Source organism: Roseobacter sp. (assembly GCF_045106495.1).
In the GTDB taxonomy this organism is placed as follows: Bacteria; Pseudomonadota; Alphaproteobacteria; order Rhodobacterales; family Rhodobacteraceae; genus Roseobacter.
The window spans coordinates 182,237-206,811 of sequence record NZ_JBGCEQ010000002.1 but is presented as its reverse complement, the minus strand read 5'-3'; the positions used below and the strand labels follow the sequence as shown (position 1 = coordinate 206,811).

General features: G+C 54.8%; 20 protein-coding genes. 15 read left to right on the top strand and 5 right to left on the bottom strand.

What is annotated here, in order from left to right:
* Positions 1-91 precede the first annotated feature (91 nt).
* Together crtD and crtC are read left to right on the top strand one after the other, a co-directional pair.
* Positions 92-1,642, top strand: coding sequence for a 1-hydroxycarotenoid 3,4-desaturase CrtD (gene crtD, locus AB8B75_RS01645; protein WP_405359328.1), 1,551 nt, complete (start codon positions 92-94; stop codon positions 1,640-1,642).
* Between the two features lie 26 nt (positions 1,643-1,668).
* Positions 1,669-2,511: a carotenoid 1,2-hydratase gene (gene crtC / locus AB8B75_RS01640; RefSeq protein WP_405359326.1), complete on the top strand. Its 843-nt coding sequence runs from the start codon at positions 1,669-1,671 to the stop codon at positions 2,509-2,511.
* Between the two features lie 2 nt (positions 2,512-2,513).
* On the opposite strand, the gene AB8B75_RS01635 is transcribed toward crtC, so the two are convergent.
* Genes AB8B75_RS01635 through AB8B75_RS01625 form a run of 3 tightly spaced genes read right to left on the bottom strand, consistent with a single transcriptional unit; the run spans position 2,514 to position 5,580 of the window.
* Complete coding sequence (locus tag AB8B75_RS01635) at positions 2,514-3,002, bottom strand: TspO/MBR family protein (protein WP_405359325.1); 489 nt, start codon at positions 3,000-3,002, stop codon at positions 2,514-2,516.
* Entirely contained in the window at positions 3,002-4,039 is a 1,038-nt protein-coding gene (crtB, locus tag AB8B75_RS01630; RefSeq protein WP_405359323.1) for a 15-cis-phytoene synthase, read from the bottom strand. The genes AB8B75_RS01635 and crtB overlap by 1 nt, the downstream gene beginning before the upstream one ends.
* Positions 4,036-5,580 carry a phytoene desaturase gene (locus AB8B75_RS01625; protein WP_405359321.1) on the bottom strand — a complete coding sequence of 515 codons (1,545 nt, stop codon included), beginning with the start codon at positions 5,578-5,580 and terminating at the stop codon, positions 4,036-4,038. Before AB8B75_RS01625 ends, crtB begins: the two co-directional genes overlap by 4 nt.
* Before the next feature lie 106 nt (positions 5,581-5,686).
* On the opposite strand from AB8B75_RS01625, the gene crtA reads away from it, so the two are divergent.
* From crtA to AB8B75_RS01600, 5 genes are all read left to right on the top strand, one after another.
* Positions 5,687-6,403, top strand: a complete 717-nt coding sequence (gene crtA / locus AB8B75_RS01620; RefSeq protein WP_405359319.1) for a spheroidene monooxygenase — start codon at positions 5,687-5,689, stop codon at positions 6,401-6,403.
* A complete protein-coding gene (gene bchI, locus AB8B75_RS01615) occupies positions 6,400-7,404 on the top strand; it encodes a magnesium chelatase ATPase subunit I (protein WP_405359317.1) in 1,005 nt (334 codons plus the stop codon). Before crtA ends, bchI begins: the two co-directional genes overlap by 4 nt.
* Positions 7,401-9,053 carry a magnesium chelatase subunit D gene (locus AB8B75_RS01610; protein ID WP_405359315.1) on the top strand — a complete coding sequence of 551 codons (1,653 nt, stop codon included), beginning with the start codon at positions 7,401-7,403 and terminating at the stop codon, positions 9,051-9,053. The genes bchI and AB8B75_RS01610 overlap by 4 nt, the downstream gene beginning before the upstream one ends.
* A gap of 4 nt (positions 9,054-9,057) precedes the next feature.
* Entirely contained in the window at positions 9,058-9,921 is an 864-nt protein-coding gene (bchO, locus tag AB8B75_RS01605) for an alpha/beta fold hydrolase BchO (protein ID WP_405359313.1), read from the top strand.
* 487 nt (positions 9,922-10,408) lie between these two features.
* Positions 10,409-12,496, top strand: coding sequence for a 3-hydroxyacyl-CoA dehydrogenase NAD-binding domain-containing protein (locus tag AB8B75_RS01600; protein ID WP_405359311.1), 2,088 nt, complete (start codon positions 10,409-10,411; stop codon positions 12,494-12,496).
* Between the two features lie 240 nt (positions 12,497-12,736).
* Here AB8B75_RS01600 and AB8B75_RS01595 read toward each other — a convergent pair whose 3' ends face one another.
* Entirely contained in the window at positions 12,737-13,618 is an 882-nt protein-coding gene (locus AB8B75_RS01595) for a LysR family transcriptional regulator (RefSeq protein ID WP_405359310.1), read from the bottom strand.
* Between the two features lie 124 nt (positions 13,619-13,742).
* Here AB8B75_RS01595 and AB8B75_RS01590 point away from each other — a divergent pair, with 124 nt between their 5' ends.
* The 4 genes from AB8B75_RS01590 to AB8B75_RS01575 are packed head-to-tail and all read left to right on the top strand — an operon-like array spanning position 13,743 to position 15,304.
* Positions 13,743-13,976 (top strand): hypothetical protein, encoded by a 234-nt coding sequence (locus AB8B75_RS01590; RefSeq protein ID WP_405359309.1) that lies wholly within the window; start codon positions 13,743-13,745, stop codon positions 13,974-13,976.
* A gap of 17 nt (positions 13,977-13,993) precedes the next feature.
* Positions 13,994-14,266, top strand: a complete 273-nt coding sequence (locus tag AB8B75_RS01585) for a hypothetical protein (RefSeq protein WP_405359307.1) — start codon at positions 13,994-13,996, stop codon at positions 14,264-14,266.
* Positions 14,267-14,289: 23 nt separating this feature from the next.
* Positions 14,290-14,850, top strand: coding sequence for an NADPH-dependent FMN reductase (locus tag AB8B75_RS01580; protein ID WP_405359306.1), 561 nt, complete (start codon positions 14,290-14,292; stop codon positions 14,848-14,850).
* Between the two features lie 4 nt (positions 14,851-14,854).
* A complete protein-coding gene (locus AB8B75_RS01575; RefSeq protein WP_405359304.1) occupies positions 14,855-15,304 on the top strand; it encodes a hypothetical protein in 450 nt (149 codons plus the stop codon).
* Between the two features lie 475 nt (positions 15,305-15,779).
* On the opposite strand, the gene AB8B75_RS01570 is transcribed toward AB8B75_RS01575, so the two are convergent.
* Complete coding sequence (locus tag AB8B75_RS01570; protein ID WP_405359303.1) at positions 15,780-17,516, bottom strand: acyltransferase family protein; 1,737 nt, start codon at positions 17,514-17,516, stop codon at positions 15,780-15,782.
* Positions 17,517-18,303: 787 nt separating this feature from the next.
* Here AB8B75_RS01570 and AB8B75_RS01565 point away from each other — a divergent pair.
* The 4 genes from AB8B75_RS01565 (at position 18,304) to AB8B75_RS01550 (ending at position 24,463) form a co-directional block, all read left to right on the top strand.
* The gene (locus tag AB8B75_RS01565) at positions 18,304-19,356 is read left to right on the top strand and encodes a TRAP transporter substrate-binding protein (RefSeq protein WP_405359301.1); all 1,053 of its coding nucleotides are present in this window, start codon (positions 18,304-18,306) and stop codon (positions 19,354-19,356) included.
* 117 nt (positions 19,357-19,473) lie between these two features.
* A complete protein-coding gene (locus tag AB8B75_RS01560; RefSeq protein ID WP_405359300.1) occupies positions 19,474-21,540 on the top strand; it encodes a TRAP transporter large permease subunit in 2,067 nt (688 codons plus the stop codon).
* A 33-nt stretch (positions 21,541-21,573) separates the two neighbouring features.
* Positions 21,574-23,262 (top strand): D-lactate dehydrogenase, encoded by a 1,689-nt coding sequence (gene dld / locus AB8B75_RS01555; RefSeq protein WP_405359299.1) that lies wholly within the window; start codon positions 21,574-21,576, stop codon positions 23,260-23,262.
* A 25-nt stretch (positions 23,263-23,287) separates the two neighbouring features.
* Positions 23,288-24,463, top strand: a complete 1,176-nt coding sequence (locus AB8B75_RS01550) for an acetyl-CoA C-acetyltransferase (protein WP_405359298.1) — start codon at positions 23,288-23,290, stop codon at positions 24,461-24,463.
* Positions 24,464-24,575 lie beyond the last annotated feature (112 nt).

Sequence of the window (24,575 nt, the reverse complement as noted above, 5' to 3'; positions counted from 1 at the left end):
AGGTTCCTTTCACCGGCGAAGTGTCACAAAATTCCGACACAATAGTGTAAATCATACTGGACACATTGCTGTTGTGAGTCAACAATCCCATATGGTTATTCAGACCCCTGCCCTTTCGCCTCAGCGACCTACTGCCATCGTCATCGGCGCTGGCATTGCCGGCTTGGCTGCGGCATTGCGGCTTTCGGTCGGCGGCATGTCAGTCACGTTGCTGGAGAGGCACGCCCACACAGGCGGTAAGATCAGAACGGTGGCGAGCCCCGCTGGACCGGTTGACGCCGGCCCGACCGTTCTGACACTTCGCCACGTCTTTGACGACCTATTTAAGCAAGCGGGTGCACGTTTGGAGGACCATGTCACTCTGATCCCGCAGGACATTCTGGCCCGTCACTTCTGGTCAGATGGCACTCAATTGGATCTGCATGCAAATGCCGAAACCAGCGCAGCCAAAATTGCAGAATTTGCGGGCAACAAGGCAGCAGACGAGTTTCGCCGCTTCAACGCACGTACTGCATTGCTTTTTGAGGCTTTCGACGCGCCTATGATGCAAGCGGCTAGCCCGAAGTTTTCTGGGCTTGTCGCACGCGTTCTGCGCCAACCCAGCCTGATCCCGGCCATGGCCCCCTTGTCTAACCTGGCGCAGATGTTGAAGGGCCAGTTCAGCGATCCACGGCTCACGCAACTCTTTGGACGCTATGCCACTTATGTGGGCGGAGCACCGCATTTGAGCCCCGCGATTTTATCGCTGATCTGGCAAGCGGAAGCCGCAGGAGTTTGGGTGGTCCAAGGCGGCATGCACCAACTAACCCAAGCGCTAACAAAACTGGCCGTTTCAAACGGGGTCACGCTACGGTCCCAGACCCATGTGAACCGGATCATTCTGGACAAGGGTCAGGCCATCGGCGTCGAGTTTGACCGCTCTGAAAAGCTGAAAGCGGATGTAATTTTATACGCTGGCGATCCTCGTGCGCTGGCCACGGGAAGCATGGGTGAAGACCTGAAATCTGTTGCACCTCAAACCGCCACTTTCCCGAGGTCCTTCTCTGCGCGCGTGCATAGTTTTGCCGCCCGACCCGCAGGTCCTGAGCTGGCGCACCACAACGTACTGTTTGCAGACAACCCCGAATCGGAATTCCTCGATTTGACAAATGACCGTCTTCCGCGCGCGCCAAGCCTTTACATATGTGCAGAAGATCGTGGTCAAAACCAACCCACACCGGCCCTTGAAAAATTCGAAATCATTTCGAACGCACCGGCCACCTCCACACTCAGGCCCCCAACGGACTTAGATTTATGGCATCATCAGATCATGCAGAGGATAGCGGACTTCGGGATCACTATGTCGCCGATACCGACGTCCTCGACGATAACGACACCTCAACACTTCGCCGAGATGTTCCCCGAAACAATGGGCGCGCTCTACGGGCAAAGCCCACACGGGCTCACCGCATCCCTGCAACGCCCGACGGCACGCACTCCGATCAAGGGACTTTGGCTGGCCGGGGGCGGGACGCATCCGGGCGCGGGGGTGCCGATGGCGACGCTCTCCGCCCGGCACGCGGCCGAGGCGATCTTGAGCGCCCAAACTTCAACGTCACGGTCCAGCCAAACGGCTATGCATGGTGGTATGTCGACGGCTTGAGCGATTGCGGCACGCGCGCGGTCTCCGTGATTGGTTTCATTGGATCGGTGTTTTCGCCCTGGTACCGCTGGTCTGGTCGAAAGAACCCGCAAAACCACGTCTGCATCAATGTCGCAACCTATGGCCCCGGCGGGCGGTTCACCATGACAGATCGGGGCGTACAAGCGTTGCGTCAAACCAATGCGCGGCTCGAAGTTGGGCCCTCTATGATGCGGTGGCACGACAACCAACTGATCATCGACATCGACGAGGTTTCCAGCCCACCACTGATCAACCGCATCCGTGGCCAAATCCGCGTGACCCCCTCTGCGCTGACACAGACAGAGTTGCCGCTGACACCCGATGGCGCGCATATCTGGCGGCCATTCGCGCCATCCTCTCGTATCTCGGTCGACATAGACCGACCGGGTTGGCAGTGGGAAGGCGAAGGGTATTTCGATGCCAACTTTGGCACCCGCGCCCTGGAGGAAGATTTCAGCTATTGGACATGGGGGCGCTTCCCAAGCGCAACTGGCGCCACTTGCTTCTATGATGCGACGCGGTTGGACGGAACCAAGCTGGCGGCCGCCTTCAAATTCGACGAAGCCGGTGTGGGCACGTCAATCCCGCTTCCCCCCCGCGCAAGCTTTCGCCGGAGTCTTTGGGCAGTTAAACGGGAAACCCGTGCAGATGCAGGTTTTACGCCGCGCCAAACACTTAACATGCTGGATGCGCCCTTCTATTCGCGCGCGGCGGTCGAGACAAAGATTGACGGTGAAAGAGTCACAGGCGTTTTCGAGGCTTTGGACCTGCGCCGGTTTCGCTCGCCATTTTTAAAACCGATGCTGGCTTTGCGCGTACCCCGTCGAAAAAATTGGCGCTTTGACTAGTTTCAAGAAGGGGCCGGTGGTGGGTTGCGTGCGACCTCAGGGTTCAACCGCCAGACTTCTGCGTTCAGGGCCGCGGCAATTGTGACCCACACAAGATAAGGCAAGAAAAGCAATCCGGCGATCGCATCGATCCGCCACATCGAGATCATGCCGCATAAAACGGACAACCAGAGCACAGACACAACCGCCATACCTAACCGTATGTTTTTGAGACCGAAAAACACTGGAGTCCACAGCCCATTCATTGCGATCTGAAACGCCCAAAAAGCCATTGCGATGCCGTTGTCAGCCAACATTGCTACCCGGGCGCCTGCAATTGCCATACAGAAATAGAGCACCATCCAGGTCACCGGAAACACCCAGTCGGGTGGTGTAAACCAAGGCTTATTGAGGGCGCGATACCAAGGGCCGGGCGCGAAGAGACCTCCCGTCACCCCCGCCCCTAAGCAAGCCGCAAAGAAGATGCAAAAAAGCAACCAGAAACTGACCATCAGACCACGCCTGCTCCATGGCCTGCCAAGTGGCTGCGTTGGTCGCGCCGATGCCGTTCCAGTGTTGTCAGCACCGAAATCAATGCGTCGCTGCGTGACGATCCGACAGACCCGATGGAAGCCGCCTCCACCAGAAACTGCACCTCTTCAAGCGGTTTGGCGTAAAGGACGGCGGATCTCGGCATCAGCATGCTTGCTGTACTCAGCATCGTCGATTGTCCCAACCAGCCCATCTTTTGCAACTTTGTGGTGCGGGCGCGGGACGAAATTGAATCGTAACCCATTGTCGTCAATTGGCCGCCAATACCGGCATAGATGAAGCGCGCCGCATATATACCTGGACGACAACTGCGTGGCAGAGCTGCGACGCCGGCCTCGGATCGCATATAGAGCCGGTTGGCTTCCATCACCAATTTCTTGACCATGTGACGAATGGCCTTTGTTGGCTTGGGGTCCGCGAGAAACCTGTCACGGTCCACACCGGTTTCATCGAGCCAATCCAACGGCAGATAGATGCGGTTTTCCAAGGCATCTTCGCCAACATCACGTGCGATATTGGTGAGTTGCATGGCGACACCAAGATCACAGGCACGCGCCAAGGCGTCTGCATCCCGCACACCCATCAACACACACATCATGGCGCCCACGGCAGACGCCACTCGGGCCGAATAATCCTTAACGCCGGAGAGGGTTTGATACTGTCGACCTTCTGCATCCCATGCCAGCCCTTCGAGCAATGCATCTGGTAACGCGCGCGGCATGTCGAAGTCTTCAACAATGGCCGCAAAAGCACGGTCCGGGGCCGCATTCTGCGGTCGCCCGGCATATACAGCATCAAGCCGATCGCGCAACCGCAGCACGGCTTCGGCTTTTTCGGCCTTCAGATCAACCTCGTCATCGGCCAGCCGACAAAACGCGTAGAGCGCCAGAGCGGGATCCCGTACCCGCGCAGGCAGCAGTTTCGACGCGGCATGAAACGACAACGATCCATGCCGGATGGCCTCATGACAGTGTTCAAGATCTTTTGGTGCAATCATTTCACACTCTCCACATCGGGTACTAAAGTGCTCAGAACCTCCGCTGTTGAGATCACGCCAGGCACCCCGGCCCCCGGATGGGTGCCCGCGCCCACAAGATAGAGACCGCGGGCTTCTTCCGAGACATTATGCGGGCGAAACCAAGCGCTTTGTAAAATGCGGGGCTCGATGGAGAAACCGGAGCCAAAGGGGCTCAAATAACGATCGCGAAAAGTTTCTGGTGTAAAGACCACCTCGGTGGAAATTTTTTCCCGCAGGCCTGGCAACAACTGGTCTTCGAGCACGGCGAGCATCTTTTCCTTGTAGATCGGCTCTTCCTGCGCCCAGTCAATGCCATTGTCGTGGCCCAGATGTGGTACCGGGCTCAACACGTAAAAGCTATCGTCCCCTTCGGGCGCAACTGATGGGTCCGTGACGGAAGGCCGATGCACGTAAAGGCTCATGTCGTCACATAGTTTGCCTTTGATAAAGATGTCTTTCAGCAGCCCGGTATACCGCGGCCCATTCAGAATGGTATGGTGGTCCACATCCGACCACGCCTCCGCGGTGCCCTTGGTGCCGAAATACCAAACAAAGAGGCTCATTGAATAGCGCGTGCGTGCAAGCCGTTTTGAAGTCCAGCGCCGCCTGTCGTGATTGCGCAGCAATGTATCGTAAGTATGGCCGGAATCGGCATTAGATACGACAATATCCGCGCCCATTTCCAAACCCGACGCCAATCGCACGCCGGTGACCGCGCCCTTATGAACAACGATCTCATCGACTTCGGTGTCCATCAGCATTGCGCCGCTCTGGTCTTCGATCACATGCGCCATTGCCTGCGCCATACCCGCCAAACCGCCCATGGCATAATGCACGCCGAATTCCTTTTCGAGATAAGCGACCAAGATGTACATTGAGGTTACATGGCACGGATCACCGCCGATAAAGAGCGGATGAAAGCTCAGCGCCATGCGCAGCTTTTCATTTTTCACGCGCCGCGCCGCATGTGCATAAACAGACCTGTCCGCGCGCAGTTTCGCGAAAGTGGGCAGAACCTTGATCAGCTCCCACAACTTGTGCATGGATCGGCGGCCCAGGTCCTCGAACCCGAACCAATATCGTTTTGCGCTGTCTTCCAGAAACTTGTCGAAACCGGCCAGATCATCGGGAGAGAGTTTTGCTACTTCCGCCCGCAGTTTGTCGGTGTCTTGCTGGGCGACAAATTTGGTGCCGTCAGGCCATCGAATTTCATAAAAAGGATCGAGCGCTTTCAGCGTCACGTCTTTGTCAAAATCACGCCCGCAGGCGGCCCACAGCTCGCGATAGAGCTGCGGTACGGTCACAATTGTCGGCCCCAGATCAAAACGGTGGCCATCTTGCCAAATGGCAGACCCGCGCCCGCCTGGGACATCAAGTTTGTCAATCACAGTGACGCGGTAACCCTTGGCTCCCAGCCGCATGGCAGCTGCCAAACCACCAAGGCCAGCGCCAATAACGATCGCCCGGTCGCCGGATCCACCGCCGGCATTTACAGATTCGATTGCATCGATACGTGTCATCACAACCTTACATTAGATGTGTCTAGTTAACTTGACAATTGTGTTCTTCCCATTCGCGTCTTTGCGTGTCAAACTTGGTTGACACTCAGGACCAAAACGGCGCGCAATGACCAAAACACCCATTGTATCTTTGAGCTTTTTTCGCTTTGCCAGCCCCGCTGCTTGTGTTTGGGCCCTGGCGATGATGGGCGCGGCCCGGTTTGCCTTGCCCAAAGTCTCTGGCATCGGTTTTTGGAAGCTCTGCGGTTCTGGCACCGGCGAAGGATTCACACCGCTGCCCAACACCGCCGTCTATGCTATTCTTGCCAGTTGGGAAGACGAAGAAACGGCGCGCAAACAAACCGCGCAAACAGAAATCTACAACCGCTATCGCCGTCGCGCGTCTGAAGACTGGACCATATTTTTGGAAACAACTTCGTCGCGTGGCCAGTGGTCCGGGAAAACGCCGTTTGACGCCACCGGGAATACACAGACAGGTGCTTTGGCAGCCCTGACACGGGCCACCATCAAACCGGTTACCGCCATAAAGTTCTGGCGGCGGGTTCCGGACATCAGCCGCATGATCGGTTCAGACCAAAATGTCGTGTTCAAAATCGGAATCGGCGAAATGCCTTTGTTGCACCAGATAACTTTTTCTGTTTGGCCAAATGCCAGTTCCATGGCCGCTTTTGCGCGTACCAACGGACCACATGCAGCCGCAATCCAAGCTGTGCGAGAAGGCAATTGGTTCTCCGAAGAGCTCTACGCGCGCTTCGCGATTTTGGGCGATTCAGGATCATGGGACGGCAAAAGCCCTCTCGACACACTGGAATATGCTGCATGAAGATCCCCTTCCCGTTTTCCGCCATCGTTGGTCAAAAAGCGATGAAACAAGCAATGGTCCTGACAGCGGTGGACCCCGGCATAGGCGGAGTTTTTGTGTTTGGCGACCGGGGGACGGGCAAATCAACTGCAGTACGCGCCTTGGCGGCGTTGCTACCGCCGATAGTGGCGGTCGAAAGCTGCCCTGTTAACTCAGCCCAGAGCGCGGATTGTCCCGATTGGGCAGAATTGGGCTCGAAAAGGCGCGTCTCGCGCCCGACCCCCGTGATCGATCTGCCGCTGGGTGCAACCGAAGACCGTGTGGTTGGAGCGCTTGACATAGAACGGGCGCTGACCCGAGGGGAAAAGGCCTTTGAACCCGGACTACTGGCCCGTGCCAACAGGGGTTATCTGTACATCGACGAAGTAAATCTGCTCGAAGATCACATCGTTGACTTGTTGCTGGACGTCGCGCAGTCGGGCGAAAATGTCGTTGAACGCGAAGGTCTCTCCATCCGTCATGCCGCACGATTTGTCTTGGTTGGGTCGGGCAACCCCGAAGAGGGCGAATTGCGCCCGCAATTACTCGACCGTTTCGGGTTGTCCGTCGAGGTGCGCTCGCCCAATGATGTTTCAGAACGCGTGGAAGTGATCAAGCGCAGAGATGCATTTGAGACCAACCACGACAGCTTCATGGCGCATTATTCAGCCGAAGACGCAAAGATACGTGACACCATCCTGAAGGCCCGCAAGCGGCTGTCTCGGGTCAAAACCCCTGACGATATTTTACAGGATTGTGCGGCACTTTGCATTGCACTTGGCTCCGATGGTTTGCGTGGTGAATTGACCTTGCTCAGAGCAGCCCGTGCATGGGCCGCGTATCAAGGCGACAAGACACTCACCCGCGATCATTTGCGCGACATCGCGCCCTCCGCCCTTTCACACCGTCTTCGGCGCGATCCCCTGGACGAAGCGGGTTCGGGTACACGCGTGATGCGAACCGTGGAGGAAGTGTTAGGGTGAGCACAGACGACGAGAGTTGGGACCGTGCTGCGCTTGCCATTGCGCTTTTGCGATATGCCCCCAGCTACTTAGGTGGTGCGGTAATCCGAATGCGTGCCAGTCCACAAAGGGAAATGGTCCTGCAGGAGTTGGCTCCACTGAATTTGAAACGTCTGCACCCGTCCATATCCGACACACAGCTGTTTGGCGGGATTGACCTCGCCGCCACGTTGAAATCAAATCACCTTGTTGATAGCACAGGTTTTTTTGAAAACACCTGCGCCACTTTATTGGTCATGGCCGAACGGTGCACCGCGAGTCTTGCGGCCAAACTCGCGCAACAGATTGATCGGGATACTGGGCAGTGTCTGATTGCGCTTGATGAGGGTGCGAACGGCGACGAGGAGGTTCCTTCAGCTCTCGCCGAGCGCCTGCCCTTTCACATTTCGCCAACAGTCAGAATGCCGTCGCTTTGGGCATCTGTCCCAGAGGGAACGGGGCGTCACGCGCCAGCCGGTGTTGCATGTCAGCCAGAAGATCTGATCATGCTTGCGCATCTCGCAGCGCAGTGCGGAATTGACAGTCTACGCGCACCGTTGATGGCCTTGCGTGTGGCGCGCACTCATGCCGCATTCGAAGGCCGCGATGCTTTGGAAACGAGCGACCTGGAAGTTGCAGTCAGCCTGGTTTATCCCCACCGAGCGACGCGCATTCCTCAAGAGCCGGAGATTGAGGAAGAACCATCGCAGCAGGAATCTCAGACGGAAGACCAGGGTGACACGCAGGATTCTTTCGAATTGCCGGAAGGCGAGATGTTGGTAGAGGCCATTAAAGCGTGCCTTCCACCAGATCTGCTGGCGGGACTGGTGCCCGCGGGAACAATGCGGCAATCAGGCGGTGATGGTGCCGGCCAAAAGCGAAGCGGCAACAGGCGTGGACGCCCTTTGCCCTCACGACCAGGACGCCCCGATGGCCGCAGCCGGATAGATCTGGTGGCCACCCTTCGCGCAGCAGCGCCCTGGCAACCGATGCGCCGACGCCAACAACCCGACATGGACGGACTTCTTATCCGTCCCAGTGACATTCGCCTCAAACGTTATCAGGAACAGTCTGATCGTGTGTTGATCTTTGCTGTGGACGCGTCAGGCTCTGCGGCGGTTTCGCGCCTCAATGAAGCCAAAGGTGCTGTCGAACTTCTGCTCGCCGAAGCCTACGCTGCGCGCGATCATGTGGCCTTGGTTTCGTTTCGCGGCGACAATGCCGCAGTACTGTTGCCCCCCACTCGATCCCTGGTTCAAACAAAGCGTCGCCTGGCCAGCTTGCCAGGCGGCGGCGGCACGCCCCTGGCAACTGGCTTGAAAAACGCGGCGCTGCTGGCTGAACAAAGCCGCAGCAAAGGTCTGACACCAACGATTGTCGTCCTGACTGATGGGCGTGCAAACATCGCGCTTGACGGTAGTGCCAACCGCGTGCGGGCTGGAGATGATGCCGTGCAAATGGCACATTTGATCCGCGCGCAAGGTACGCAAGTGCTAATGATTGACATGTCTGCAAGGCCGCAGACCAACCTGCGAGAGCTGGCTGCCCAATGCGACGGCCAATACATTGCTCTGCCCCGAGCGGACGCAAAGACACTCACAGGCGCCGTTAGCGCCTCCCTGAGCCACTAAGGCCTTGCAATGGCCACCGCCCTCTGACTGGCCTAACGCGCATCTTTCTCGGCAAATTTTATCCACGCCGCACCGATGGCATGTGCAGGAAACCGGATCCGGGCCCACCCTACTTCTGCTGCATGGCGCCGGTGGCAGCACACATTCCTTTCGCGACATTATTCCTTTGCTCGCTGAAACACATCATGTCGTTGCGGTCGATCTGCCAGGACAAGGTTTTACAAAATTGGGTGCGCGACACCGATGCGGGCTTAACGAAATGGCACAAGACATCGAAAAACTCTGTGATCAAGAAAGCTGGCAGCCCTCCGCAATCCTCGGACACTCGGCAGGTGGAGCGCTTGCACTGCGGCTCACTCAAACGATGCGTTCGCCACAGGGACAGATCCCCAAGATCATCGGCATTAACCCCGCACTAGATAACTTCAAAGGACTTGCCGGTGTGCTGTTCCCGGTCATGGCAAAAATTCTTGCAGCTCTGCCATATACAGCACAGTTCTTTTCGGCCGCCTCTGCAAATCCCGCACGAATTGAGGCCCTGATAAAGAGCACAGGATCTAGTCTGGCACCTGGTGGTTTGGAACTATATCGGTTACTTGTAGCGGACCGAAATCATGTAGATGCAACTCTTTTGATGATGGCGCAGTGGAACTTGGATCAATTGTCGGAGTCCTTGCATACGATTGATGCTCAAACGATATTCATTGTTGGTGACCAGGATGGCGCCGTCCCCCCTGCAGTGTCACATACCGCCGCAGCACTCATGCGACATGCCACCATAATTGAAATTGCAGGCAAAGGTCATTTGGTCCACGAAGAAGCACCTGAAAGTGTCACCAGGCATGTACTTCAGTTCCTCAACTTTTAGATCCCAAGACGGAACAAAAAAGGGTGAAGTATGCCTAAAAGCCCGCGCGGTTCTACCTGATAATTGTGCACGCTGAGGTCTCAGATGCGAAAGGTTTGGTGGTTTTGGTCTTTTTGCGACTTTTGTACCATAGCACCTACTTTCAAACACGATAGATTTTTTGATTTTCTCGCATCGCTCAAAGTGTGCCGGTGATCCCAGAAGCCGGGTGTTTCCGCCGCACCCGTCCACTCTTTAGCACCGTGCGCATGCGATGTGATACGAGACAGCAAACGGCCAGATGGTTTTCGCGCGTCTTATCGGTAACAATGAACGTCGGTTGATCTGCCATTCTTCGCGTCGGTCTGCTTTCTCCAGAAATCAACAAAACTAATTACGAAATCTATCCGAAGAGACGGCTTCCCAAGCACATTACTATGTATCAGAAATCTATTCTGCGTATTAAGTGTGATCATAATCAACACATGTTTCACGACACAGGTGCCCCATGACAAAACCCGTAAACATTGAAACAGTCGGAACCATAGCTATTATTGAGGTATCGAACCCACCGGTAAACGCGTTGTCGCAATCTGTGCGGGCCGGGTTGGCCGATTGCGTGGCGCAGGCCAATGCGGATAATGGCATTCAGGCCATAGTGATTTGGTGTTCTGGTCGGACTTTTATCGCTGGAGCCGACATTCGCGAATTCGGCAAACCGCATGCGGACCCATCTTTGCCTTCTGTCATTGAAACCATAGAGGCCTCGAAAAAGCTGATAATTGCCTCTTTGCATGGTACGGCTCTGGGCGGTGGGTTGGAGGTAGCGTTGGGCGCGCATTACCGCATCGCTCAGCCAAACACACGTTTTGGCCTGCCCGAAGTGACCTTAGGTTTGCTGCCGGGGGCCGGTGGCACGCAGCGTTTGCCCCGTCTGATTCCGGTCAAAGAGGCTTTAGGTATGATCACATCCGGTCGTCAGATTAACGTCACTGAGGCACAGGCGACCGGGCTCATTGACACCGTGGCAGAGAACGTCGACCCGCGCGCAGCCGGGCTTGCTTATGCCAGGCAGCTGCTGTCCGAGGGCAAGTCTACCCGCCCGACGGGAGCTTTGCCTTGTCACACTGCCGAAGCAGGTCTGTTCGATGCGACCCGCGCAAGTTTGACAAAAAAGATGCGGGGCCAAAACGCGCCACTTATATGCGTTGATGCGGTTGAATGTGCCACCAAGTTGCCCATTGCCGAAGGACTGGCGAGGGAACGCGCGTATTTCCAAGAGTTAATGACCAGCGATCAACGTTCCTCGTTGATACATGCGTTCTTTTCCGAGCGTCAGGTCGGCAAGGTGCCCGAAATCAAGCACGTCTCACCACGAAGCGTCACGTCAATCGGCGTTGTGGGTGGTGGCACGATGGGGGCCGGAATTGCCGTAAGTGCTTTGCTGGCAGGACTTAAAGTAGCGCTGATCGAACGGGACGAGGTCTCTGCAGATCGGGCGTCAGCGTCTGTATCCACGATGTTGGAAGGATCCGTGAAACGCGGAAAGCTCGGTAAGGACACATTTGACGATATCGTGACAAACCGCTTTTCAACTTCGTCAAACTATCAGGTTTTGGCGGAAGCGGATATCGTTGTGGAGGCCGTTTTCGAAAGTCTTGAGGTCAAAAAAGATGTCTTTGGCAAGCTAGATTCAATTTGCAAACCGGGGGCGATTTTAGCCTCCAACACGTCCTATCTGGATGTGAACGCGATCGCTGCCATGACCAAACGACCGGAAGATGTCCTCGGTCTGCATTTTTTCTCGCCCGCACATGTTATGAAGCTATTGGAGGTGGTTGTCGCGGAGAGGACATGCGCCGAGGCGGTAGCAACCGGCTTCGCATTTGCCAAGACGCTGCGTAAGGTGGCTGTGCGATCAGGCGTCTGCGACGGGTTCATCGGCAACCGCATTTTGTCTCACTACCGCAAGGCGGTCGATGGTGTCGTGATTGCCGGTGCGAACCCCTATGACGTGGACCGCGCACTGGTTGATTTTGGTATGGCAATGGGGCCGTTTTCGGTGTCGGATCTGGCCGGTTTGGACATAGGTTGGGCCACTCGCAAACGATTGGCACCAACCCGCGACCCACGCGAGAGCTATGCTGAATTCGCGGATCTTCTGTGTGAGCAGGGCCGCTTTGGCCGTAAAACCGGACGCGGCTTTTACATCTATGAAGAGGGCGAGCAAACTTCAGACCCGGAGGTGTTAGGGGTCATCGCCACTGAACGCGCCGAAAAAGGGGTAATTGCAAAAGATATCAGTGATCAAGAGATCGTTGATCGGTTTATGGCGGCCATGATCAACGAAGCGGCGCGCGTTCTCGAAGAAGGCATCGCAATGCGTCCGCTGGACATCGATGTGGTGCTATTGAACGGTTACGGGTTCCCACGCTGGCGCGGCGGCCCGATGCACTATGCGGATACCATCGGCCTCGAGAAGGTTCTCAACGACATCAGGCGATTGTCACTTGAGGACGCCTTCATGTGGCAGCCGGCACCGCTACTAGAGCGGTTGGTTTCTGAGGGTAAGTTGTTTGCCGATCTGAACGGGTAATGCATACAGCTAAGAAAGAATTGGTTTCAAAGGTGCTGATCTGGGCGATCAACTTGCTCAAGTCGTTGTTTTTTGACCACGCAGAATGTGTTCACTTAAGAGCTATTGGTAACAGGCGTCGATCCGAACTGTCACGCAGCGCTTCATGACGTCACAACCACGTCGCTTCATTTGTCCACTCTACGCTAACACAAACGGTTGCTTCACTTCGCAAGAACGGCGGCTTCGGGACCCAGAGCTTCAGCCAGATGTTTTTTGGACCTCGTTGACAAGTCTGAGGCATTTCAGGAATTCCTGCACTTTCTGTGTTCGATGCAAATCAACATGGGTCACAATCCACAGATCGGTCGACCAAACATCTTGAGGGGCAATAACTTCGACTAACTCCGGCCTGGTGCGGGCGTCGTGTTCGGTAAGAAATCCAAGCCCAAGCCCTGACTCAATTGCGGCAATGATGACACTCGGGTCCATAGTCTCCAGCGCAATATGATCTTGCGCCACGTTGTCAGTCATCCACTGTGTAAAGGGTAATCGCGACCCGCCGGTGACTGCTCCTATGAACTTACGCCCTGAAATATCATCGGGGTTAGGTCTGCCAAAGTGGTCTACATAGCTTTGTGCGGCATAAAGACCGAAGCGCAGTTTGCAAAACGGCAGCACGACATAATCCTGTTCTTGCGGGCGTGCGCCTGCACGAACTGCGATATGAGCCTCGCCGTATTCAAGCCTCGCCAGAGCCTCATCAGCGCTGAACGCAAGTTTGATATCAGGATGGGTAATCCCAAATCTGGCAATTGCGGGCATGATCAACGGAGCAAGCCCCGAAAGGGAGGTTATCAGAAGTGAACCCGTGAGTTGCCCGGCTTTTCCCTGACTGCGCCCTGCAAGATCAGAAATCAGTTCGTCCGCCCGGCTTGCCACATCCAGAAGATCCTGTCCGGCATCGGTTAACGTGTAGCCACGGGCATGGCGTTGAAAGAACTTCGTTCCAAAAGCTTTTTCGATAATGTCCACGTGACGGTTCACCGTAGCACGATGCACTCCAAGATCGTTTGCCGTTGCGCTTACCGTACCGAGCTTTGCCAACCGGTAAGCGGTACGAAATTCCAACCAATGTTCCATGACCCTGGCTTACCAATATTCTAGCGTCGCATCAACGCGCATCGAGCGCGCGTTTCTGTATCTGGTGCGCCTCTGTGCAAGCAAGTATTTCACTGACGTACAGCGCAATCATAGGTATTCGACCATGCAAAAACATCACCCGAACTTGCTCACATTGCGTGGGCTGATGGCCGTGATGGTTGTCATTGCACTCACAGTCGGCGGGTCTGTGCTGGCCAAGATGCAGCCTGATCGTTCGGGAGAAGTTGCAGGGCGTGGAGGGCATGTGATTTTAGGTTGGTCAATCGACGTCACATTGTTTTTGAGTCTCTTGACCCGGAGTCGCAGCACCGAACAGTCAAGACCGGAAATGATATGATAGATCGGAGCGGACGCATGACACGTTGGGGCTTGTTTTTCCTTGTAACCAGCGTGGTTTTGACGGGTCTCGCGACATCCTTTGGCACGGGCCTTTTCCCTGTAGCTTATAGCGGGGCGGCCCAGATCCTGCCTACGGAGTTAACCAACTTCCCATCGCGCGTGGCGCTGGGGTGCATGGTATTGCTTTTGGCGCCCCTAATCGCGCTGCATACGAAGGCGGCGGTTTATCACCAGTTTGTCCCAAAAGGGGCGCTCATGCGCCGAATGTGGTTCGGCAAGCGTTCTTGACCGATCGAACAAGGAAACACCCAATGAGACTTGTCACTTTTGCGGCCAGCAACAGTCGCTCTTCGATAAACCGCGCGTTGATCGAGTATGCAATCGAGCGATTGCGGGCGGGCATCCTGCCTGGCGCTGAGGTTGAAACGCTTGATCTAAATGACTACGAGATGCCGATTTATTCCGTAGATCGCGAGCGTCAGAACGGCATTCCCACCCCAGCGCAGAACTTCTTCGATCACATAGGGGCGGCGGATGCGATCCTGGTTTCCTTTGCCGAGCACAATGGGTCGGTCACGGCAGCATGGAAGAACATCTTCGACTGGATGAGCCGGATCGACATGAAGGTCTTTCAGGGCAAACCAATGGTGATCCTGGCAGCGTCCCCCGGCGGGCGCGCCGGTGCTGGTGTTCTGACCAATCAAGAGATGCTGCTTCCTCATTTCGGCGGGCAGATCGTGGCAAAGCTAGGGATCGGAAAATGGGCAGAGGCCTGGGACGCAGAGGCGCAGGCGCTGACCCGCCCAGAAGATATCACCGCCCTTACTCGGGCGCTAACCGCGCTTCGACCAAATCCTTCAGATCAGGAGTAACACAATGCAAACTGCGGTAATCTTTCAAATAATCTCAATACTTTGGGTCATTTGGGGTTTGGTTCATGTCTTTGCAGGTATCATGACCATTTCAAGCGATACCCCTGCGGCAGTCGCTGGCATCGCTGACGCAGTCGATCCTGCTTTGGTGGTGGGTCCCTATCACGAAGCCGCTGGTGCCTTGATCAATCAGCACGGGTTCAATTTGCTTTGGATCGGGTTGACCACGGCAGTGTGCGCCATGTTCATCTGGCGCCTTAACTTTACGGCAATGTTTATTGCGGGCCTGACGGGTGGTTTGGCCGATGTCGGTTATTTCCTGTTTATGGATCTCGGTGGGTTCGTCCATTTTGTGCCTGGCACGGTCATGACGTTGATCTCGGCCTGGGCCATTCTGCTAAGCCTTTGGATCTGGGCCAAGTCGGACAAGCAAGCGCACAGAAATTCATCTTAAAGCCTTGCCATCGTAATCGCTGCTTCTTCGCTTAAGCTGGAGGACCATCGTCGTATTGGGCACTTTCATCACTGTTAGTGCGGGGCTGGTCGCATTCTCCAAAGAGAAAATACCCTGTTAAGCGGACGTCTATGGCAAACTTTGCATTGTTATCAAAGCACGAAATCTGTGCGCAAACTGTTGGATTTTTGCCGACCGGGCCTCTTTGAATGATTTTGGTTCAGCCCTGACGATACCACTGCGACAGCATCGGGGAGATGCAAGGTCTCGCCGCGCGCTGCAAAGGACACAACGTACAGATCGATGGCGTCGCGCCGAGACTGACCCGGAAAGTGCTCAGACTGAGATAACGTGCCCGACAATGATGAACAGGAGGCGGATCATCACATAAAACCGACAAAGTCGACTTATAGCGTCTTTTCCCACGGGTGTCCGAGCTCCGGACGAGGCAGCGATAATGCTATTCTATCGCCTGTTATTCGAACAATGCGAATGCAGGATGACTTTTGATACGATCTGCAAAGAAACGCGCGCCCGCTTGTGTAATATGGACGCGATCAGCCGAAATTATGTTGCCATCGGCATCGAAGATGCGAACATGCATGCCATCTTTTGAAGAATAACGAATAAGGTCGATGTAGTGATTGGCAGGAATATCCAGAGCATTCTGATTATTCTGTTGGATGATGTTATCGAAAACCTTTGCGGTATATTGGGCGCGCCCTTCTCTGGGCAAGCGGGTGAATGCGTTCAAATTATATCCAAAATGCTTTGGGCCGACGAAAACGATATTGTCGGCCTCGGCCTGACCTGTAGTCAGGAGGTTTTGACAGGCGGCCGAGAGGTCCACGATAGGAAAGAAGACAATGTCGGCTTGCTGCACCAGCGCAACATCTGACGCGGGCAAATTCGCGTAGTCACACAGAGCAAAGCCCGACCTATAGATCAGTTGCGCTTCCTTCTTCACCTTCACTTCAAGGAAGATGTTGGCAAAATCGCGCGCTTGGCTGTTGCCGACAATGAGTACCTTGGTGCCTGCTGCGGGATCAAATCTCTCTGCATTGAAACCGCTTATTCGGTGATTGTAAGTGATATGCATACCGGCTGCGGTCTCATGGTTACCCTCAAACAGGCGGGCTGGAAACCCTTGGCCAAGATGAAATGAAGCGCCCGTTGCGCACAGTATCGCAGTTGTCGCCACGGATGATATCACAAGATTTGGTGTTGAAACCGCGGACTTGCGGCGGAAGGTTTGTTCAACAAATCGCCAGGTCAGATAGGCTAAAAGGAAGGTAATCGGCACAAGGCCGATAAACAGACTGGTGCTTGGTTCTTCAAAGCTCAGAATGCGTGCGAACGAAAAGATGGGTTGGTGCCACAGGTAGAGGCTATAACTGATCAAACCGATGCCAACGAGTATCTTGATACTCAGCAGCTTTGCCACCCATGTTTGCTCTTTTGCGTACAAAAGTATCAGCAACGTACCCAGAACGGGGACGAGTGTGAAATAGGACGGGTGCTGCGTATCTCTATCGAACAACAACATGGAGGCGAGGATTAAAACCAACCCGATACCTGACAGGGCTTCATTTGCTACCACCTTGCGTTTGTGGTTCCAAAAAGCGCCCAAAGCTCCGATGCCAAGCTCCCATGCGCGTGTATGGAGAAGGTAAAATGTGCTCGTTGGGTGGCTTTGAACCAAAACGATGCTGCTAGCAAAGCTTGCAATGACGACAAGCCAAACGGCAACAATCGTCCTGTTTTTAAGAAGCGGGTGTAGGAACAGCAATAGAAGGGGAAACATCACATAGAACTGTTCTTCTACCGCCAAGCTCCACGTGTGTATCAGTGGCTTGAACTCGGACGCGAGATCCCAATATCCGCTGGTCATGGTAAGCAGCACATTATTGAGCGACAGCATCGTCGCCAAGACGCTCTGACCAAAATTTTCCAGCGGATCCGGCAACATGAAGAGCCACGCCATAGGCACACAGGTCAGAACGATCACGCAGAGCGCAGGTAAAATGCGCCGCGCCCTACGCTCGTAGAAATTAAGAAGAGAAAACTCGCCTCTCTCCAAATCCGGCAGGATGATACCTGTTATCAGGTAACCGCTGATGACAAAAAAAACATCGACGCCGAGGAAGCCACCGCTGAAAATGCTAGCGCCAGCATGAAATAGAATGACCGGAATGACCGCTAAACTGCGCAACCCATCGATCTCTCGGCGATACTTCATCCGCAGCCTTTACAGATAGCCTTTTTTTAATATTCCAGGCTCCGCAATATTTAGATCCGAAATAAAGATAGTATTAAAACGTGCGGCTTTGTTGCATTTATCTCTATTGGCCGAAAGCAACTTTGCGCCGGGACACCGGTTCGCGTGAACGCGCTCAAGAATTGTTTCCGCAACAACTGGGCTTTCAGGTCAGGCTGTAAAACCTCGAAATTTGCAGTGCAACAGCGGACCCAGGCGAAACCACCGTGCCACAGCAGGAGAGGTTTCCGAACAAGTGCATCAATTTGGGCGGCAATCGAACTGAAAACTCAATCGCCTAAAACCACTGTGCGGACGGAATCTGGTAGAAAAAGTATCCGGACGCTTGCGTGATGCACGCCTATAAGGAAGCGCGCAATTTGAGATTCGCGGTGATACATCGCTACAACTGGTACAAATAATAGTCCAGTTTAAAAATTCTTCTAATATTATTTATGCGCGCAAAATTATTGTATGGATGTGAATATTAATTGTTTGATTTATATTACTAAAAACTCTCCCAACTATATTCAAATTCAATACAGATGATAGCAAAAAACACTTAATAACGACAAATTTTCATCTCGAAACGCTTCAAGTGGTAAACAAAATAGTTGACGAAACGTAGTGGTAAATAATATTGACCACTGTATTCATGCGGGAGGAGCTGGTGTTTTGAGTTGGTCAAAATCTCTCCACCCAAATTAAAACTGGCATTTGATGCCGCAGGAGGAGAACCACAATGAAATCCATCTTAACAAGTCTTGCCGTTGCGGCGACATTGGCCTCGGGTACAGCCACATTGGCTGCCGACAGGATCTTGCTGAAGACGCCGATTGCGTTCTCGACAGCGCTGCCAGGTCTGGGATCCCCAATCCCGCGCGTGGCAGAGCAGCTAAGCCTGATGTCAGGCAATACGATCAAGATGAAGGTCTATGAGCCCGGCAAACTTGTGCCGCCGTTTGAAATCCTGGATGCCGTATCATCGGGAAAGATCAACTCTGGATATACGACAGCAGGCTATTGGGCCGGTAAAATACCAGCAGCGCCCTTGTTTTCGGCGGTGCCATTCGGACCGGAAGCTGGCGAATACATGGCCTGGCTCTACTACGGAAACGGAATGACGCTGTATCAAGAGATGTACGATCAGGCTGGTTTCAATGTCAAAGTGCTGCCATGCGCGATCATTGCCCCTGAAACATCCGGCTGGTTCTCAAAAGAGATCAATGCGCCGGAAGACTTGCAAGGCCTCAAAATGCGGTTCTTTGGCCTAGGGGGCAAGGTCATGCAGAAACTTGGTGTTGCAACATCGCTTTTGCCAGGTGGTGAAATCTTCCCAGCTCTCGAAAAAGGCGCGATTGACGCGACTGAATTCTCCATGCCCGCCATCGACGCACGTTTGGGCTTTCACAAACTGGTCAAATACAACTATTTCCCCGGCTGGCACCAACAGGCAACCGTATTTGAACTGATGATCAACAAAGACGTTTGGAACGAAGCATCTGATCAGCACAAGGCAATCATCGAAAACGCCTGCCGCAGTTCCATGACCGACAGTCTGGCCGAAGGCGAAGCCATCCAGCATGCCGCGTTGCAAGACAACGTTGAAAATAACGGCGTGATCATCAAGCAATGGTCGCCAGAAATGCTCGAAGTATTCAGGAGTACATGGGAAGAAGTGGCAAGCGAAGAAGCTGCGGCCGACCCCTTCTTTGCCAGGGTCTATACAGACATGACCGAGTTCCGTGACGGCTATAAGCTCTGGAAAGAGAACGCCTTCTTGCCGCGCAAGTAAGGCTTCTTTCTATTGGTTGGCGGTATCGGTCGCCAACCAACCTCAAATTCTTTCACCACACTTGCTGACATCAGACAGGCTTGAGCGCGCGTGCGCGTCAGGCAACGGGAGGGGACCATGGTACATCAAGACAACAACGCAGTCGATCCAATTGAAGTCTATGAAGACATCTTGGAGCAACCTGAGACAGACACGCAACCGATAGCGGTCGGCCTGGACAAAACCATCAAGTCTGTCGGCCATGTCGTCATGTGGGCCAACATTTTGCTGATAACAGCCATCGTCGCTCAAGTCTTGTTTCGCTACATGGCCAATCAGAACTTCCCAAAACTTGATGAAATTCAATGGCATTTCTATGGACTCGTGACCATGGTGGGCATCTCATACGCGCTGGTGACCGACAGCCATGTCCGGGTCGATTTGCTGCATATGCAACTGACACGTCGCGCCCAACGCATCATCGAAGTGATTGGTATCCTCACACTCCTGGTGCCTTTCATCTATCTGATGATCGACCAGGGCTATGACTACTTCTACGACAGCCTGCGGGTCAACGAACGGTCTGACAGCCCGACCGGTCTGCCAGCCCGCTGGGCCCTGAAAGCGGTCATTCCGGGTTCTTTCATTCTGCTGGGTCTTGCGGCACTGGCCCGACTGATCCACGACGGCCATGCGCTAAATACTAATTTCGAAAATGAACGTGTCGGCAAGGGGCTTCGCCTGATTGTGCTGGCAATGCTTGGCTTTGTCGTTGTTGCCACAGCACTCACCTTCATCGTTGAAACCACCGAAGAAAAGCTGGTCATCGCAATGTTCATGACCTTTATCGCGCTTTTGTTCACTGGCTTTCCCGTTGCCTGGACACTTGCGGGCGTGGGGGTAGCCTATTGCGGTCTGGCCTATCTTTTTGACAACGACCTGATGCTTTGGACGGGTCTCGAGGCCACTTTCACCGGGCTTGACTACCTCACACTGGGCGCCGTGGTGAACCGGGTCTATGCCGCCATGTCTAATGCCGTGCTCGTCGCATTACCGATGTTCATCTTCATGGGGCTGATGCTCGACGAATCCGGCGTGGCTGAGAAACTCATGACCGCGATGCAACGATTGTTCGGCAAAACTCGCGGAGGACTGGCCATTACAGTGACGATGATCGGCATTATTCTGGCCGCCTCCACCGGTATCATCGGCGCCTCTGTTGTCCTGCTTGGGGTGCTCTCCCTGCCCTCCATGATGGAGCAGAAATACTCTCCAACATTGGCTGCCGGTGTGGTGTCAGCTTCGGGGACGCTTGGCATCCTGATCCCTCCCTCAATCATGCTGGTGATCATGGCGGATCAGATGGCCCTGTCTGTCGGCGATCTGTTTATGGCCGCGGTCTTCCCTGGTGTGATCATCGGCGGTCTGTACCTGACTTACATCTTCATTATTGCTCTGATCAGACCTGACGTTGCCCCGGTGCCAGAAGGCGCAAAAGCCCCGGACTGGGACGCGGTCAAGGCTGTTTTGATTGCAGTAATACCAACCTTGGGTCTCATCCTTGCGGTTCTCGGCTCGATCTTCGCAGGCATCACCACACCAACCGAAGCCTCCGGCATCGGCGCATTGGGAGCCACTCTGCTGGCCTTGGGCTACCGCAAGCTGACCCTCCAGAAACTGGTGAATGTTTTGGTCTCTACCTTCAACACGACCGCATACATCTTTGCGATCTTCCTTGGGGCCACCGTATTCTCATATGTCCTGCGAGAACTGGGCGGCGATGAGCTGATCGAAAATATGATCGCGTCCACCGGCTTTGGACCAACTGGCACAATCGTGTTCATCCTCTTCATCGTCTTCCTGCTGGGTTTCGTTTTGGATTGGATCGAGATCACGCTGATCGTATTGCCGCTGATGCGTCCCATCGTGAACGGCCTTGGGATGGATATCCCAGGCTTTGGCGTGATCGATGAACCCTCGCTGGTGTGGTTCGTAATCCTGGTTGCGGTGACCTTGCAAACCTCTTTCCTGACCCCGCCTGTCGGCTTTGCGCTTTTCTACCTCAAAGGCGTCGCGCCCAAGGAAATCAGCTTGATGCACATCTATCGCGGCGTCGTGCCTTTTGTACTGCTGCAGCTGACCGGGCTCGCCCTTGTCTTCCTTTGGCCCGCTCTCGCCACCTGGTTGCCATCCGTTGCCTACTAATACCTGATCCACCCGCCTGACGCACAAAGGAGAATGAATGTGACTGACCATGACCTTCTCGTACAGCTGCGCAAGATTGTTGGGTCCCGGCATCTACTGGTGGGTGACAAAAAGACCGAACGTTTTCGCAAAGGTTTCCGGTCCGGGCAAGGAGAGGCGCTTTGTGTCGTGCAACCAGGCACTCTGGTCGAGCAGTGGCGGGTGCTCCAGGCCTGCGTTGCGGCGGATAAGATCGTCATCATGCAGGCGGCCAACACTGGCCTGACCGAAGGCAGCACACCGAAAGGCAGTTATGACCGTGGCGTTGTGCTGATCAACACGCGTCGAATTGACGGGCTGCTTCTGCTCAAGGGCGCGCAGCAAGTTCTGGCCTTGCCCGGCGCAACCCTTTTTGCGCTGGAAAAGCTGCTAGCACGCCATAACCGCCAACCGCATTCGGTGATTGGCTCGTCTTGCATTGGCGCTTCGGTGATCGGCGGCGTGTGTAACAATTCCGGCGGGTCGCTGATCGAACGCGGACCGTCCTATACCGAATTGTCGCTCTTTGCTCAGATCGACGAGACGGGCACTCTGAGGCTGGTCAATCGCTTGGGCATTTCACTGGGCGATAATCCAGAAGAGATCCTGACCCGGGTGCAAAATGGCGATATTGGCGATGCGGATCTGGAACAAACCAACAAGCGCGCCTCTGACACCGACTATGCGCGGATCGTGCGTGAAATAGACGCGGATACCCCCGCCCGATTTAACGCAGATACAAGATGCCTTCATGAAAGTGCCGGGTGCGCGGGGAAATTGGCGGTATTTGCAGTGCGTCTGGATACTTACCCAATGAATGACCGCGAACAGGTTTTCTATGTTGGGACCAACGACCCCGGCGACCTGACAATGCTGCGCCGCCAAATACTGGAGCAGTTTAAGACCCTTCCCGTCAGCGCCGAATACATGCACCGCGAGGTGTTCGACATCACGACCAAATACGGCAAGGACACCATGGTCATGATCGACAAGCTGGGCACCGATAAACTGCCCATGTTCTTTGCCTTGAAGGGGGCCGTCGACGCGCGTCTAAACAAGATCCCAGGCCTGCGCGGCTTTAGCGACAAATGCATGCAGGGGCTCAGCACGCTTTGGCCCAAAATTCTGCCAAGGCGCATGACAGAGTTCAGAGATCGATTTGAACACCATCTCATCCTCAATACCCACGACGCCGGGATCGCGGAAACCGAAGCCTATTTGGAGACCGCATTTGCCGGTCTTGAAGCAGATTTTTTTGCCTGTACAGCGCGGGAAGGTAAGATCGCCGGGCTACACCGATTTGCCGCTGCAGGGGCCGCGATACGTTATCAGAACGTCCATGCAGGCGAGGTCGAGGATATTTTGGCGCTCGATATCGCGCTCAAGCGCAACGAGCGCAATTGGCTGGAAGACCTGCCCCCCGAGATCAGCGATCACCTCGTGCACCGCCTCTACTACGGCCATTTCATGTGCCACGTGCTGCATCAGGACTACGTCGTGCGCAAGGGTACGGACGTCAAAGCCTTGAAGGCGAAAATGCTCGATTTGCTTAAGGCACGTGGAGCCGAATACCCCGCAGAGCACAACGTCGGGCATTTGTACGCAGCCAAACCCGACTTGGCCAACTTCTACAAATCCATTGATCCAACCAATTCCATGAACCCGGGCATCGGAAAAATGTCCAAGAAAAAATATTACGCCTGACAGTCAGGCGAGAAAGGCCGAGACTATGACACATGTGGTAATCGCTTCTGCAGCCCGCACTCCGGTGGGGAGTTTTTTGGGCTCTTTCGCCAATACACTTGCCCATGAACTGGGCGCTGCCGTATTGGAGGCCGTCGTCGCACGCGCCGGGATCGAAAAGAACGAGGTCTCAGAGACGATTCTGGGTCAGGTTCTGACCGCCGGCCAGGGCCAGAACCCGGCGAGACAGGCGCACATCAATGCAGGTTTGCCACAGGAAGCGGCCGCCTGGGGCCTGAACCAGGTTTGCGGTTCCGGCCTGCGTGCCGTCGCACTTGGAGCACAGCATGTGCTGTTGGGGGACGCGGAAATTGTCGCCGCAGGTGGTCAGGAAAACATGTCGATGTCGCCGCACGCCCAAACATTGAGAGCAGGTCATAAAATGGGTGATTTGAAGATGATCGACACCATGATCAAAGACGGCCTGTGGGATGCTTTCAACGGCTATCATATGGGTCAGACCGCGGAAAACGTCGCCAACGCCTGGCAGATCACCCGCGAAGAGCAGGACAAGTTTGCCGTCGCATCCCAAAACAAAGCCGAGGCGGCGCAAAAGACCGGCAAGTTCACGGATGAGATTACGCCCTACACTGTAAAGACCCGCAAAGGCGATATATTTGTCGATCAGGATGAATACATCAGGCACGGCGCTACCATCGAGACACTACAGAAACTGCGGCCTGCTTTTGCCAAAGAAGGGTCGGTCACGGCAGCCAACGCCTCTGGCCTGAACGATGGGGCCGCGGCAACCTTGCTGATGTCAGCAGCCAATGCCGAAAAACGCGGGATCCAACCCCTCGCACGGATCGCCTCCTATGCCACGGCCGGGCTCGATCCTGCCATCATGGGCGTGGGTCCGGTTTATGCCTCGCGTAAAGCGCTGGAAAAAGCAGGTTGGAAAGCTGAAGATCTGGATCTTGTGGAGGCAAACGAGGCATTTGCCGCCCAAGCTTGTGCTGTAAACAAGGACATGGGCTGGGATCCGACCATCGTGAACGTCAACGGTGGAGCCATTGCCATCGGTCACCCCATCGGCGCATCCGGGTGCCGTGTCCTGAACACGCTTCTTTTCGAAATGCAGCGGCGCGACGCAAAGAAAGGTCTCGCAACCCTGTGCATCGGCGGCGGTATGGGCGTCGCACTTTGCGTTGAGCGCGACTGACCAAATGCTCGCCTCTGTCAGACGGCGGCCCATCCTGCCGTCCAAGATCACATTATGACATCCGTCTCGGACCAAGCCATGAATGTGCAATAACCCATTGAAATGACCACCG